The following is a 14,395-nucleotide window of genomic DNA, read 5'->3' as shown; positions in this document are numbered from 1 at the left end:
CCGCTTCAGCCCGTGCGTCCTCTCAGATAGCTGTAGTACAGCACCGGGATCACCAACAGGGTGAGCACCGTGGAGACCAGTACCCCAAAGATCAGGGAGATGGCCAGGCCGTTGAAGATGGGATCGGTCAGGATGAACCCGGCGCCGATCATGGCCGCCAGACCGGTGAGCACGATGGGCTTGGTGCGGACCGCCCCCGCCCGGATCACCGCCGCCTCCAGGGCCACGCCACGGGCCACTTCCTGGTTGATGAAATCCACCAGCAAAATGGAGTTGCGCACGATGATCCCCGCCAGGGCGATCATGCCGATCATGGACGTGGCCGTGAATTTGGCGTCCATGAACAGCCCATCCAGCAGGGCGTGACCGGGCATGACACCGATCACCGTCAGCGGGATCGGCGCCATGATGATCAGCGGCACCACGTAGGAACGGAACTGGGCCACCACCAGCAGGTAGATGAGCACCAGCCCCACCGAATAGGCCAGGCCCATGTCGCGGAAGGTCTCATAGGTGATCTGCCACTCCCCGTCCCACTTCAGACTGTAGACGTAAGGGTCCTCCGGCTGACTGATGAAGTACTGATCCAGAGGACGGTCCAGGGCCAGGGGCTGGTCACGCAACTGGAAGAACAGGTCGAACATGCCGTACAAAGGACTGTCCAGACGCCCGGCCATGTCGCCGGTGACATAGACCACCGGCAGCAGGTCCTTGTGATGAATGGACCGCTCCCGGGTGGTCTCCACCACGTTGACCAGCTCCGACAGAGGCACCAGGGCACCGTCCCTGGCCCGTACCCGCAACGCCAGCAAGGTGTCCAGCTCCGCCTTGTCGGCGGCGGCGAACTCCAGCCGGATGGGCACGGCGTACTTGACCCCGGCACCGAACAGGAAGCTCACGTCCTCGCCCCGGATCACCGTGTCCACGGCGTGGGCGATCTGGTCCTGGGCCACACCCAGCCGGGCCGCCTTTTCCCGGTCCACTTCCAGGATCAGGCGCGGACCGGGATATTCCACCGAGTCGTCCACATCCACCACACCCTCGGTGGACTCGAACAGGGCCCTGACCTGACGCGCCACCCGGATCTGACCTTCGTAATCGGGGCCGTAGATCTCCGCCACGATGGGGGCACGCACCGGCGGCCCCGGCGGCACCTCCACCACCTTCAGGGCGGCGCCGTGGCGCATGGCAATCTCCTGCAGGGGACCGCGCACGCCCAGGGCGATCTCGTGACTCTGGCGACGACGCTCCTTCTGATCCACCAGATTCACCTGGATATCCCCCAGATGTCCGCCCTCCCGCAGGTAGTACTGGCGCACCAGACCATTGAAGTTGATGGGCGAGGCGGTGCCCGCATACACCTGGTAGTCCCGCACTTCCGGCACCGTGGCCAGGTATTCGCCCATTTCCCGCAGCACCCAGGCGGTGCGCTCCAAGCTGGTGCCTTCAGGCATGTCCACCACCACCTGGAATTCGGACTTGTCATCAAAGGGCAGCATCTTGAGTACCACCACCTGGAAATAGGCCAGGGAAACGGAACCCAGGATCAACAGCACCATGCTCCCGTAGAGGCCCCAACGGCGCATCCGCGCCCCCTTGCCCCGCAGGAAGGGTCCAAGGATGGCCTCGGAACCCCGCTGCATCCAGCCGGCGGCGGCCTCACCGCCGTCATGACCCTTGCCCCCGTGTGCCGGGGGTTGCTGTTCCGCCTGACGCCGCAATAGCTTGTAGGTCATCCAGGGCGTCACCACATAGGCCACCGCCAGGGACAGCAGCATGCCCATGCTGGCATTGATGGGAATCGGGCTCATGTAAGGCCCCATCAGCCCGGAGACGAAGGCCATGGGCAACAGGGCCGCGATCACCGCAAAGGTGGCCAGAATGGTGGGACCGCCCACCTCGTCCACCGCCAGGGGAATGGCCTCCAGCAGCTTCTTCTTGCCCATCTGCATGTGGCGATGGATGTTCTCCACCACCACGATGGCGTCATCCACCAGGATGCCGATGGAGAAGATGAGGGCAAACAGGGACACCCGGTTGAGGGTGAAGCCGTAGGCCCAGGAGGCGAACAGGGTCAGGGCCAGGGTGATGACCACCGCGGTGCCGACGATAAAGGCCTCCCGCCAGCCCAGGGCCAGCCACACCAGGATCACCACCGAGGCCGTGGCAAGGATCAGCTTCTGGATCAGGGTCCGGGCCTTGGCGTCGGCGGTCTCGCCGTAGTTGCGGGTGACGGTGACCTCCACCCCTTCGGGGATATGGGTACCCCGGAGTTGCTCCATGCGGGTCATGAGCCGGTCGGCGATATCCACCGCGTTGGTCCCCGGCTGCTTGGCCACGGCAATGGTCACCGCGGGTTCGGTCAGGCCCGGCACGAAGTCGTTGCCGGCGCCCACGCCCCAGCCGAAGCGCACGTAATTGTCCGGCGTGGCCGGCCCTTGACGCACCTGGGCCACGTCCGACAGGTAGACGGGACTGCCCTCGTGGACGCCCACCACCAGGGCGGCGACCTCCGCCTCGCTGGACAGGAACCGACCGGCCTGCAGGGGGATCTCCAGGTCATCCCGCACCAGCGCCCCGGCATCGCGGGAGACATTGCCGGCCCGCAGGGCATGACGCAGGTCCTCTAGGCTCAGGCCGAAACCGGCCACCCGCTGGGGGTCCAGCCGCACCTGGACCACATGGTCGGGACCGCCGATGGTGTAGATGTCCCGGGTGCCCGGCACCCGCTTGAGTTCGGTTTCCAGGCTGTGGGCCACCCGCAGCAGCTCATGGGCACCCCGAGCAGGGTCTTTGGTCCAGAGAGTGAAGGCCAGGATGGGCACATCATCGATCCCCTTGGGCTTGATGATGGGTTGCCCCACCCCCAACCCCTGGGGCAACCAGTCCTGATTGGAAAAGACCTGATTGTAGAGCCGCACGATGGCATCGGTGCGGGGTTCCCCCACCTGGTACTGGACCGTGATCACCGACAGGCCGGGCTGAGATACCGAGTAGACATGCTCCAGGCCCTCGATCTCGGACAGCACCTGCTGGGCCGGGATGCTCACCAGCTGCTCCACCTCCTCCACCGAGGCACCGGGGAAGGGAATGAACACGTTGGCCATGGTGACATTGATCTGGGGTTCTTCCTCGCGGGGGGTCACCAGAATGGCGAACAGCCCCATCAGCAACGCCACCAGCGCCAGCAGGGGCGTGATCTGGGAGGTCAGGAAGGCCTTGGCGATACGCCCGGAGATCCCCATGGCGCCGGCGTCCTTTGCAGCCTGGTTCATCGTGCCGCCTCCCGCTGCCGGGTCTTGAGGGCCACGCCGGCGGCGACGGGATCCAGGGCCACCTGCTCGCCTTCGGAGAGGCCGGCCAGGATGGCCACCTGCCCGTCACCTTCCGTTCTCCCCGTGCGCACCTGGCGCAGGCTGATACGGCCCTGATCATCCACCACATAGACCGCGGAGACCTCGCTGCGCTGCACCACCGCCGAGGCGGGTACCAGCAGGGTCTCACGCTCGCCCACGGTGAAGGCCACCTTCACGAACATGCCGGGAAACAGGCCCGGTGTCCGATCGGGCAGTTCGGCCCGGACCCGGAACGCGGCCGTGGCCGGATCGGCATAGGGGAAGAAGGTGAGCTGGCTGACGGTCACCGGCGGCTGGTCCTCCAGCAGGATGCGGGCGCTCTGATACCGACGCACCGGGTTGATGAAGCGCTGGGGTACTTCCGTGGTCACCCGCAGAAACTCCAGGGAGATGCCCGACAGCAGCGGCTGACCGGGACTGACGCTCTCGCCCACTTCCACATGACGCCGGGTGACGATGCCCGCGTAGGGGGCGCGCACCTGGGTATAGTCCAGTTCCTCACGGGCGCCGTCACGGGCGGCGCGGGCGGATTCCAGGCGGGCTCGTGCCGCTTCCAGCGCGGCGGTGGCCCGGTCCATCTCGGCACGGGAGATGAGCTGGCGCTCGAAGATGCCCTGTACCCGATCAAACTCGGTCCGGGCCTCGTTGAAGCGGGCCTGGGATTCCCGCAGGCCGGCCTCGGCCTGATCCAGACGGGCACGCTGTTCGGTGTCCCGCAGACGGATGATGACCGCCCCCGCCTCCACGAAATCGTCCACGTCATACAGGACCTCCATGACCCGGCCGCTGGTCTGGGCCGATACCGTGGCCTGCCGCACCGCTTCCACCCGGCCATCGAAGACCTGCTCGGCGGGCAACAGGTGACGGGTGGCGGGGACGGTGGCCGGATCAGGGGCGGCCAGGGCGGACGCGGCCCAGATGAGAAGCATGCCGGTGAACAACCGGCGCAGGCCTGAGTGGATCATGACGCGGATCTCCGTGAGGATCGTGCCTTCGGACATCTTGCCGAGGGCCCATGGAATATTAGTTTTCGCTAATTTAGCATGGATTGCGCGTCATCAAAAGGCGGCCATCCCGGAACGGCACCCGTGGCCCGGGAAAATCATCCCCGCCCCCCGTTCATGGTAAATTTATCCCATTCCCTTTCCACAGATCATGATCCGGACACCCCCGCATGCGAGTATCCCAGTTTCCCCTGGCCACCCTGAAAGAGACCCCCGCCGACGCCGAGGTCATCAGCCACCAGCTCATGCTGCGGGCCGGCTACGTTCGCCGCCTGGCCTCCGGCCTGTATACCTGGATGCCCCTGGGGCTGCGGGTACTGCGCAAGGTGGAGGCCATCGTGCGCGAGGAGATGAACCGGGCCGGTGCCCTGGAGGTACTGATGCCGGCGGTGCAGCCGGCGGAGCTGTGGCAGGAGTCGGGGCGCTGGGAGCTGTACGGACATGAACTGCTGCGCTTGCGGGATCGCCATGACCGGGAGTTCTGCTTCGGCCCCACCCACGAAGAGGTGATCACCGACCTGGTGCGGCGTGAAGTGAACAGCTATCGTCAACTGCCGGTGAACTATTACCAGATCCAGACCAAGTTCCGGGACGAGATCCGTCCCCGCTTCGGCATCATGCGGGCGCGGGAATTCCTGATGAAGGATGCCTACTCCTTCCACGCCGATGCCGAGAGCCTGCAACAGACCTACGACCTGATGCATGCCGCCTACTCCCGAATCTTCCAGCGCTGCGGCCTGGATTTTCGGGCCGTGCATGCGGATACCGGCGCCATCGGCGGCAGCAAGTCCCACGAATTCCACGTCCTGGCCGCCTCCGGCGAGGATGCCATCGCCTTCTCCGACAGCAGCGACTATGCCGCCAACGTGGAACTGGCCGAAGCCGTGGCCCCGACCGGGGAGCGGCCCGCCCCCACCGAGGACATGCGCATGGTGGACACCCCCAACGTGCGTACCATCCAGGAACTGGTCGACGGCCATGACCTGCCCGTCGAACGGACCATCAAGACCCTGGTGGTGGCCGCCTCGGAAGAAACCGCCACTCAGCTCATCGCCCTGGTGGTGCGCGGCGACCATGAACTCAATGCCCTCAAGGCGGAAAAGCTGCCCCAAGTGGCCTCCCCCCTGCGCATGGCCGGGGAGGCGGAGATCCGCGCGGTGATCGGTGCCGGCCCCGGCTCCCTGGGTCCCGTCAACCTGCCCATCCCCTGCATCGTCGACCGGTCGGTAGCGATGATGAGCGACTTTGCCGCCGGCGCCAACCAGGACGGCAAGCATCTGTTCGGCATCAACTGGGAACGGGACGTGCCCCTGCCCACGGTGGCGGATCTGCGCAACGTGGTGGCCGGCGACCCCAGCCCGGACGGCCTGGGCACCCTGGAGATCCGCCGCGGCATCGAGGTGGGCCACATCTTCCAGCTGGGGGACAAGTACAGCAAGGCCATGAATGCCACGGTACTGGACGAGCAGGGCCGCTCCCTGGTGGTCACCATGGGCTGCTACGGCATCGGTGTCTCCCGGGTGGTGGCCGCGGCCATCGAGCAGAACCATGACGAGCGGGGCATCATCTGGCCCGCCGCCCTGGCCCCCTTCCAGGTGGCCCTGTGCCCCATCAACGCTCACAAGTCCCAGCGCCTGCGGGAAGCCGCCGAGGACCTGTACCAGCGCCTGCAGGCGGCCGGTATCGAAGTACTCATGGACGACCGCAACGCCCGGCCCGGGGTCATGTTCGCGGACATGGAGCTGATCGGCATCCCGCACCGGATCGTGCTGGGCGAACGGGGCCTGGATGCGGGCGAGGTGGAGTACAAGGGCCGCCGGGATGCGGAGGCCACCATGGTCCCCATGGCGGCGCTGGAACCGTTCCTTCTGGAGCGGCTGGGGCGGTGACATCAGCCGTCCCCCTCGCCCGGCGGGAGCCCAGGGTTTTCTGTCACGTCTCCGGATTCCCGCTTTCGCGGGAATGACTGGGGCAGGAATGACGGGCGGGAATTCACCGGGTCGTCACTCCCGCGAAAGCGGGAGTCCACGGATCAGATATCTGGATAGGTAGCAGCCTCGCCGATCATGATGACAGCCTGCTGATTCTTCACGCCTTTATGAACTTGCAGCCATGCAAGACGCGGCCTGATCCTCAACAGCATCAGATGCCCAGATACGCCGCCTTGACCTTGTCGTCCTCCAGCAGGTCGCGGCCGGCGCCTTCCAGCACCACCCTGCCCGCTTCCAGGACATAGGCCCGGTCGGAGATGGCCAGGGCCTGGGAGGCGTTCTGCTCCACCAGAAATACGGTGATCCCTTCGCCGTTGAGCTCGCGGATGATGTCGAAGATCTCTTCCACGATCAGGGGCGCCAGCCCCATGCTCGGCTCGTCCAGCAGCAGCAGCCGGGGCCGGGCCATCAGGGCCCGCCCCATGGCCAGCATCTGCTGCTGCCCGCCGGAGAGCATCCCCGCCAGCTGATGGCGCTTCTGCCGCAGGATGGGGAAGCGGTTGTAGATCCGCTCCAGATCCTCGTTCACCTCCGCCCCACCCTTGCGGGTGAAGGCCCCCAGGCGCAGGTTGTCGTGCACGCTCAGGTCCCGGAACACCTGCCGCCCCTCGGGCACCTGCACGATGCCCATGGCCACCCGCTGATGGGCCGGCAGACGGGTCAGGTCCGCCCCGGCGTAGGCCAGTCCGCCCCGGTCCACCGGCTGCAGACCGGACAGGGTCATGAGCAGGGTGCTCTTGCCCGCGCCGTTGGCCCCCACCAGGGAGACGATCTCGCCCCGGCAGATGGTCAGGTCCACTTCATGCAGCACCTCGATACGACCATAGGAGGTGACCAGGCCCCGCACCTCCAGCAGGGCCTCCCGGGCCGGTGCCGGGTCCAGGCGCCGGGGGTGATCGATACCCAGCCCGCCCACGTGCTCGGGGGCCATGTTGATGATGCGGTGGCGCAGTTCCTTGAACTCCTCCCGTACCCGCTCGCCGAACAGGGGATCGTCGTACTGATCCTTGGCCTGGGCGATCCGCTCCCAGTCCGACTCGTCCAGCAATGCCCGGGCCTGGGGGATGAGCACCCGTTCCTCCTGCAGGACGTGGCGACGCAGGGTCTGGGTGAACCGGAACATGGCCTGGATGAAGGGGTCCCTGCCCCGCGGCCAGTCGTCCAGGCTCTCGTGCAACAGGGTGCGCAGACGCTGCAGGGCGTCATGGGCGGTGAGGTAGTCCTGTTCCAGCTCGTCCAACGCGGGAATGCCCTCGGGGGCCCGTGCCCGCAGGCACTGGAACAGCAGGATCTCGTTGGGACGACTCTGCACCCGTTCAGAGAAGTGCTCGAAATAGTCCAGGATGGCGTTGATCAGGACCTCGTCCGGGGCCTGGGCCTCATCATCGATATCCTTTTGCAGACGCTCCAGCAACAGGATGATGCGCCACAGGTTCAGATGTTCCCGGGTGATGATGTGGACGGCCTGTTCGCGGGGATCGTGGCGATGCTCGGTCATGGGATTCCGGCTGGCAATGAGGGGTACGTGGTCGGAACTAGCCGCCCAGGTAGGCGGCGATCACGTCCGGGTTGTCGCGGATTTCCCGGGGCGTGCCCTCGGCCAACTTGCGGCCGTAATCCAGCACCAGCACCCGGTCGGAAATCGACATCACCAGTTTCATGTCGTGCTCCACCAGGACCACGGTGATGCCGCCGGCCGCCACCTTGCGGATGAGCTGTTCCAGGGCGGCGGTCTCGGTGGAGTTCAACCCCGCCGCCGGTTCGTCCAGCAGCAGGATGGAGGGCTGGGTGGCCAGGGCGCGGGCGATCTCCAGGCGCTTGAGGGCACCGTAGGGCATGGCGGCGGCATCGGCATCCACATAGTCGCCGCAGCCGACGAACCGGATCAGTTCCTCCGCCTGCGCCCGGCAGGTCCGCTCACTGGCCCGCAGACTGGGCCAGCGCAGCAGGGCCGCCAGGAAATTGCGCTTGAGATGCAGATGCCGGCCCAGCATGACGTTTTCCAGGGCGGTCATGTTCATGCAAATCTGCAGGTTCTGGAAGGTCCGGGACATGCCCAGCCGCGCTAGGCGCTCCGGTGGCAATCCCTGCACCGCTTCACCTTTAAGGGAGATTTCCCCCTGATCAGGCTGGTACAGGCCGGTGATGAGATTGAACAGGGTGGTCTTGCCGGCCCCGTTGGGTCCGATCACCGCATAGACTTCTCCTGGCAGGATCCGGAAGCTCAGGTCATCCACCGCATGGACGCCGCCAAAGGCCTTGCCAAGGCCCCGGACTTCCAGCAGAGGGGCCGGCCGGGCGGTGTCGTCACGGGACGTTTCGGTCTGTTGCACGCTCTGATTCATGCTCCTACTCCTGCCCGGACGCCGGGGCGGAGGCCGGCCGCGGCCGCAGACGCCTGACGGCCTCGCTCAGGGTGGGCAATAGCCCCTTGGGCATGAAGATCATGGTCAGCATCAGGATCAGGCCGAACATCATCATCTCGTAGTCCTGAAAATCCGTCAGCAACTGGGGCAGCAGCATCAGCAGCACCGCGCCCAGGATGACGCCGTAGGTGGAGGCCATGCCTCCCAGCACCACCATGGTGATGAGTTCGATGGAATGCTCGAAGGACGCCACCTGGGGGGTGATGAAACCGGTGTAATGGGCATAGAAACTGCCCATGACGCTGGCATAGACCGCGGAGATCACGAAGATCAGCAGCTTGTAATGGGAAGTATCCACCCCCACCACCCGGGCCGCCACCTCGGAACCGTGCACTGCCCGCAGGGCCCGCCCGATGGGTGAATCCACCAGGTTCTGGGCGATCCAGACCGCCAGCAGCAACAACAGGGCCGCCAGGCCGTACCAGAGCAGCGCCCCGGAGACTTCCAGACCCAGCAGGGAGTAATGATCGAAAATGCTCAGCTCGGCGCCCATCACCGTGAGGGGCTCCACCGCCAGGCCGTCAGGTCCGCCGGTGAGCCAGCCCTCGTTGTTGATGACGATGGCGATGATGATGCCCATGCCCAGGGTGGCCATGGACAGATAGTGTCCCTTGAGCCGCAGGATGGGACGTCCCAGGGTCCAGGCCAGGACAGCCACCAGCAGCGCGCCGCAAAGCAGCGCCGGGATCGAGGTCCAGCCATAGGTGCCGGTGAGAATGGCACTGGCATAGGCCCCCATGCCGAAGAAGGCCGCATGACCCAGGCTCACCTGACCGCCGTAGCCCACCAGAAGGTTCAGGCCCACCACGGTGGCGGCGATCAGGGCGATCTGGGTGGCGATGTCCAGGTGAAATTCGTTACCCAGGAACAGGGGCACCAGCAGGAGCACCAGGGCCAGCACCGGCAGGCCCGGCACGCGTTCAGGCAGTCGCAACGCCATCAGACACGCTCCGCCACACGAGCACCGAACAGACCGCGGGGCATGAAGAACAGGATCAACAGGATCAGCAGAAAGGCCACCGCATCCTTGTAGTCGGAGGAGATGTAGCCCGCGGTCATGGCCTCGGCAATCCCCAGCAAAAGACCGCCCACCACAGCCCCCACTCCGCTGCCCATGCCGCCGATGGCCGCGGCCACAAAACCCTTGAGCCCCAGCATGATGCCGATGTCATAGGCGGTCAGAGTGACGGGAGCCACCATGATCCCGGCCATGGCCCCCAGAACCGCCGCCAGCATGAAGGCCAGCATGAGCACGAACTGGGTGCGGATCCCCATCAGGCGGGCCGCCCCGGGGTTCATGGAAGTGGCCAGGATGGCCTTGCCCATCAGGGTACGGGTAAAGAACAGGGCCAGCAGCAGGACCAGGACACCGGCCACCGCCAGCACCCACAGGCTCTGGGTGTACATGACGGCACCCAGCACGTTCACCGACTCCGTGGCACTGAAGCTGGGCATGGCATGAAATTCCTTGCCCCAGATGATCTGCGCCAGCCCGCGCAGGAAGATGGAAGCCCCGATGGTGATGATGATCAGGGTGATCACGTCCGCCTTGCGGGCGGGGGCGATGGCCAGCTTGTGCAACGCCACCCCCAGCACGGCCGCCAGGGCCACGGCCATGGCGATGGCCAGCGGCAGAGGCACCCCCATGGCCAGCAGGGAGACCGTGGACATGCCGCCGATCATGAGGAACTCACCCTGGGCGAAATTGATCACATGGCTGGCGTTGTAGACCAGGGTGAAACCCAGGGCCACCAGGGCATAGGTGGCGCCGATGGTGACGCCCGAAAAGAGGTACTGGAGAAACTCGGCAAACATGAATGAACCAGAGTGGATGTTGTGTCGGGAAAGTGAGTCACGGGGAGGGGCGGCACGCGTCCGCCCCCCGGACGATCAGTCAACCAGTACCCACTGTCCGTCACGGACTTCCAGCAGGCGGAAGGACTCGGGCGCCAGGCCGTTGTGGTCATCCGGTGACATGTTGAATATGCCGGTGACCCCCACATGACCCTGGATCTGCTCCAGGGCGGAACGGACCGCCTCGGGCTCGGTGGTGCCGGCGGCCTCGATGGCGGCCACCGCCAGCATCAGGGCGTCGTAGGCATAGCCGCCGAAAGTGGACACCGACAGGTTCCAGCGGGCCTCGTAGGCGGCCTTGTAATCCTGCACCACCTGCTTTTGCGGGTCATCATCGGGCAGGGCGTCGGGGACCAGCAGGGCGGAAGCCGGCAGGCGCACCCCTTCGGCGGCGGAACCGGCCAGATCCAGGAAGCGGTCGGAGGCCACGCCGTGGGACTGATAGAAGGGCAGTTCGATCCCCAGATGGGCATAGTTGCGGGTGACGATGGCGGGCCCCTGACCGAAACCGAAGTTGAATACGGCCTGCACGCCCGGGGTGTTGCGGATCCGGGTGAGCTGGGCGGTCATGTCCGTGTCCTGGGGACCATAGGTCTGATCCGCCAGCACCTGAATGCCGAAATCGGCGGCCACCGCCAGGGTCTGCTCCCGGCCGGAACGGCCGAAACCGTCGGTGCCCGAAATGAGGCCGATACCGGTGATGCCGCGGGATTGCATGTCGGCCAGCACCCGTTCGGCGGCCATGCGGTCGGACTGCGGGGTCTTGAAGATCCAGGGGCGGACCGGCTCGGTGATCACCAGGGCGCCGGCCATGGAGATCATGGGACGACCGGCCCGTTCCACCAGGGGCACGGCGGCCATGGTGGTGCCGGTGGTACTGCCGCCGATGATCAGGTCCACCCGGTCGGAACGCAGCAGGCGATTGGCGAAGTTGCGGGCCTCGTTGGCGTTGCCGCCGTCATCGTAGTGGAACAGACGCAGGGGCCTGCCGATGACGCCGCCCGACGCGTTGATGCGCTCCACATACATTTCCAGGGTCTTGAGTTCGGGGTCCCCCAGAAAGGAGGCCGGCCCGGTGGCGGACACCAGGGCGCCGATCCGGATCGGTTCGGCGGCCATCGCGGGGGCCACCATCCCGCAGATCAACACGAGGATCAGCAGTACGGCGCGGTACGGAGAACGGTTCTTGGTCACCATGATTCCGGACACCCTTGTGGTTGCGAGGGAAAAACCCGCCTATAAAACCACAATAGCGCCGGGGGCGCCACCGACGAACGGCGCCCGGGGACCGAAGATCAACCCGGGTTCTCTTTCAACTGCGCCATCAACCGACTGATGGCCCGGTCGAACACAGGCACGTCCTCGATGACGCGGGCACGACCGGCACGAAATTCCGCCGCCAGGGCATGTACCGTCATTTCCCGCACCTTGAGTCCCTGCTGATTGACGAAGAAGTACTTGCCGCTGATCAGGCTCTTCCAGGACAGTTTCATGCGCCGGGTCTTGCCCAGTTCCTCATCCTCGATCTCCAGCCAGGTGCCCTCGCTGAGTTCCCGGGCCGTGAGCAGGTGCAGATCATCCACGGTCGCGGACTCGGCATCCCCCCCGGCGGGTGATTCATCGGGAAAGACCTGGAAACACCCCTCGGCGATGCGCTGATTGATTTCCGCCACCTTGCGGGCCATGAAACTGCGCCCATCCGTGGGGACAGGATCCGCCGTGACGGGGGAAGATTCGGCGACAATTTCGGCGGAGGCCTCACCGGAGACGACGGGCACCGTCGATGCACTCCCCCCGGACATCTTCTCCTTCACCATGCGCGTATGCTCGGCGGCCAGCATCCCGAGGATCTCCTGCTGCTCGGCCTGCGGCAGGGACATCCGGTTCATGCCCTCCTGAAGGGACTTGAGCAGGGAAGGCAACAACCGGGTCAACTGCTCCCGTTCCTCCTCGCCCTGCTTGGGAATCAGGCTCCAGACCAACAGTGACGCCACGTTCAGGGCCTTCTGCCAGAGGGGACCGTGTTCCCCGTGCCTGAGATGGATCAGCACCAACAAGTCCTTCCAGGTACCCTCCAGCAGGCGGTGGACGGCCGGCGGCAAGCTCTGGCCGTCCAGAACATGCTCGATGGCTTCACCGGCCACGGCCTTGGCCACCAGTAACTGTTCACGCCCCTGGGCGACCTGAGCCGTTTCCTCCTCCCGACGGCCGGCCCGTTCGGCCTGGGAGGCACAAAAGGACTGGAAGTCCGCCAAGACCTCTTCGAACAGACCCACGTCATCCTCGAACTCATCCAGCAGACGCTCCACCACCGACTCGATCCTGGCTCGCAGCTCACCCCCCTCATCGGACGACTCGGACCAGCCCACGCCGGCTCGGGACAGCTCACTGAGGAGGCGACGGGCGGGATGGCGCTTGCGGCTGAAGAAACTCTTGTCGAGGATGGCCACTTTCAGCAGGGGGATCTGCAGGCGACCGATCAGCTCCTTGATGGGCGCGGGCAGTGCCGGGTCATCGAAGACGAACTCGAACAGCATGGAGACGATGTCGATGGCCGATTCGTCGGTCCGGTTGATGGCCACCGCCTGGCCGCCGTCGGGGTTGAGCGCGGTGATCACCGCCCCCTTGAGATCCGCAACGGGCACGGTGCGTCCCTCGACGGCAAGCTGGTTGAGAGGAATGGCGGACAATGCCGACAGCAGGGCTCCGGCGTCCGCCGTGGTGATGGCGGTCCCGGGACCCGAAACCGGTCTGCCGACCGCGGTACCGCCCGGGTGATGACCGGTCGCCGACGGGTAGCCTCCCCCACCACGGGCCAACCTTTCCAGCAGCAGCAAGAGATCTCCCTCCTCGCCGGAAGTCCCGCCGGCAGGCTCCTGCGCCGGTGCCGACCACCCGCCTCTTTCGGCCGCCTCGTCCCGCGCGGTACCACCGGTTGCGGCGGGCGCGGAAAACCGGCCCTCCGGCCGCAGATCCGGCAGGATCCCCATCTCCTGCAGATAGCGATTGACCTCCTGATACAGAGGCGGCAGATGGCCGATCACGAACTGGTCGAACAACTTGTAGATGATCAGCCTGATCCGGATATCCACATCCAGCACGTGCATCGCATCCCGAAAGGCATGACAGAAAGCCTTGGGGTCGAGGGGATTGTCGTCTTCCCCGAGGCCGGGGCGGTCCATCACCGCTCCCAGACGCCGACGCACCGCATGGAGCTCGGCCTCGCTGATGCGACGCACCTTCGCCACCATGCCCTCGATGGCCAGATTCTCCTCCAGCTCATCGGAGGCCACCAGGGAGAGTTCATCCGTGGAGGCCGGGGCCGTTTTCCAGCCACCGGGGCCTGGGCGCATGCAGGCATCGAATACCCGCGCAATCTGGGTCACATACTCGCTTTCCATGGTGGAACGCTGACGACGCAGGGCGCGCATGGCATCAAAGAAAGTGGTCTGGGAGCGATTGTCCTCGGCCTTTTCCGCCAGCCTGAACAGCGCATCGTCGGCACCGTCCAGCATTTCCTTGAGCAGAGGCTCCACGTGACGGGAGGCCAGGTTCCGGCAACGGCCGAGAATCTGGAAGGGGGCGGCCTGCTGGCCGCCGCGCCGCGCCGCGGCGTTGAAGGCGATCACATTCTCACGGGCTTTCTCATTCATGGCTGACACCTGGGCAGGCGGATCGTACCGACCGGCGGGGGCGACGGACTGCGGTTGACTTGTGAGCCTTATAGTTCATATTACTCCTGTCAGACCCGTATCCACTTCAAA

Annotated in this window: 9 protein-coding genes; 1 reads left to right on the top strand and 8 read right to left on the bottom strand. The window is 65.7% G+C overall.

Annotated features, from left to right (window positions below; translation table 11 throughout):
* Positions 1–5 precede the first annotated feature (5 nt).
* Together LQD11_RS00235 and LQD11_RS00230 are read right to left on the bottom strand one after the other, a co-directional pair.
* On the bottom strand, positions 6–3,275 hold the full coding sequence (locus LQD11_RS00235) for an efflux RND transporter permease subunit (protein ID WP_238615738.1): 3,270 nt from the start codon (positions 3,273–3,275) through the stop codon (positions 6–8).
* Positions 3,272–4,321 (bottom strand): efflux RND transporter periplasmic adaptor subunit, encoded by a 1,050-nt coding sequence (locus tag LQD11_RS00230; protein WP_238615737.1) that lies wholly within the window; start codon positions 4,319–4,321, stop codon positions 3,272–3,274. Before LQD11_RS00230 ends, LQD11_RS00235 begins: the two co-directional genes overlap by 4 nt.
* A gap of 209 nt (positions 4,322–4,530) precedes the next feature.
* Between LQD11_RS00230 and LQD11_RS00225 the strand changes: the two genes are divergently transcribed.
* Positions 4,531–6,249: a proline--tRNA ligase gene (locus tag LQD11_RS00225; protein ID WP_238615736.1), complete on the top strand. Its 1,719-nt coding sequence runs from the start codon at positions 4,531–4,533 to the stop codon at positions 6,247–6,249.
* A 253-nt stretch (positions 6,250–6,502) separates the two neighbouring features.
* Here LQD11_RS00225 and LQD11_RS15795 read toward each other — a convergent pair whose 3' ends face one another.
* The 6 genes from LQD11_RS15795 to LQD11_RS00195 all read right to left on the bottom strand — a co-directional run bounded on the left by LQD11_RS15795 (position 6,503) and on the right by LQD11_RS00195 (position 14,284).
* Positions 6,503–7,849: an ATP-binding cassette domain-containing protein gene (locus LQD11_RS15795; protein ID WP_238615735.1), complete on the bottom strand. Its 1,347-nt coding sequence runs from the start codon at positions 7,847–7,849 to the stop codon at positions 6,503–6,505.
* A 37-nt stretch (positions 7,850–7,886) separates the two neighbouring features.
* Positions 7,887–8,696 carry an ABC transporter ATP-binding protein gene (locus LQD11_RS00215; protein ID WP_238615734.1) on the bottom strand — a complete coding sequence of 270 codons (810 nt, stop codon included), beginning with the start codon at positions 8,694–8,696 and terminating at the stop codon, positions 7,887–7,889.
* A 4-nt stretch (positions 8,697–8,700) separates the two neighbouring features.
* Positions 8,701–9,717 carry a branched-chain amino acid ABC transporter permease gene (locus LQD11_RS00210; RefSeq protein ID WP_238615733.1) on the bottom strand — a complete coding sequence of 339 codons (1,017 nt, stop codon included), beginning with the start codon at positions 9,715–9,717 and terminating at the stop codon, positions 8,701–8,703.
* Entirely contained in the window at positions 9,717–10,592 is an 876-nt protein-coding gene (locus LQD11_RS00205) for a branched-chain amino acid ABC transporter permease (RefSeq protein WP_008931174.1), read from the bottom strand. The genes LQD11_RS00210 and LQD11_RS00205 overlap by 1 nt, the downstream gene beginning before the upstream one ends.
* Positions 10,593–10,667: 75 nt before the next feature.
* Complete coding sequence (locus LQD11_RS00200; RefSeq protein WP_008931175.1) at positions 10,668–11,828, bottom strand: ABC transporter substrate-binding protein; 1,161 nt, start codon at positions 11,826–11,828, stop codon at positions 10,668–10,670.
* Between the two features lie 98 nt (positions 11,829–11,926).
* Entirely contained in the window at positions 11,927–14,284 is a 2,358-nt protein-coding gene (locus LQD11_RS00195) for a DUF1631 domain-containing protein (protein WP_238615732.1), read from the bottom strand.
* Positions 14,285–14,395 lie beyond the last annotated feature (111 nt).

It is taken from the genome of Ectothiorhodospira shaposhnikovii (assembly GCF_022227765.1).
In the GTDB taxonomy this organism is placed as follows: Bacteria; Pseudomonadota; Gammaproteobacteria; order Ectothiorhodospirales; family Ectothiorhodospiraceae; genus Ectothiorhodospira.
Note: the sequence above shows the minus strand (reverse complement) of the source record. Positions and strands in the feature narration are given on the sequence as shown.

Coding starts and splice junctions, on each gene's coding strand:
- LQD11_RS15795 (WP_238615735.1), bottom strand. CDS start 7,849: ATGACCGAGCATCGCCACGATCCCCGCGAACAGGCCGTCCACATCATC.
- LQD11_RS00195 (WP_238615732.1), bottom strand. CDS start 14,284: ATGAATGAGAAAGCCCGTGAGAATGTGATCGCCTTCAACGCCGCGGCG.
- LQD11_RS00205 (WP_008931174.1), bottom strand. CDS start 10,592: ATGTTTGCCGAGTTTCTCCAGTACCTCTTTTCGGGCGTCACCATCGGC.
- LQD11_RS00225 (WP_238615736.1), top strand. CDS start 4,531: ATGCGAGTATCCCAGTTTCCCCTGGCCACCCTGAAAGAGACCCCCGCC.
- LQD11_RS00215 (WP_238615734.1), bottom strand. CDS start 8,696: ATGAATCAGAGCGTGCAACAGACCGAAACGTCCCGTGACGACACCGCC.
- LQD11_RS00200 (WP_008931175.1), bottom strand. CDS start 11,828: ATGGTGACCAAGAACCGTTCTCCGTACCGCGCCGTACTGCTGATCCTC.
- LQD11_RS00230 (WP_238615737.1), bottom strand. CDS start 4,321: ATGATCCACTCAGGCCTGCGCCGGTTGTTCACCGGCATGCTTCTCATC.
- LQD11_RS00210 (WP_238615733.1), bottom strand. CDS start 9,717: ATGGCGTTGCGACTGCCTGAACGCGTGCCGGGCCTGCCGGTGCTGGCC.
- LQD11_RS00235 (WP_238615738.1), bottom strand. CDS start 3,275: ATGAACCAGGCTGCAAAGGACGCCGGCGCCATGGGGATCTCCGGGCGT.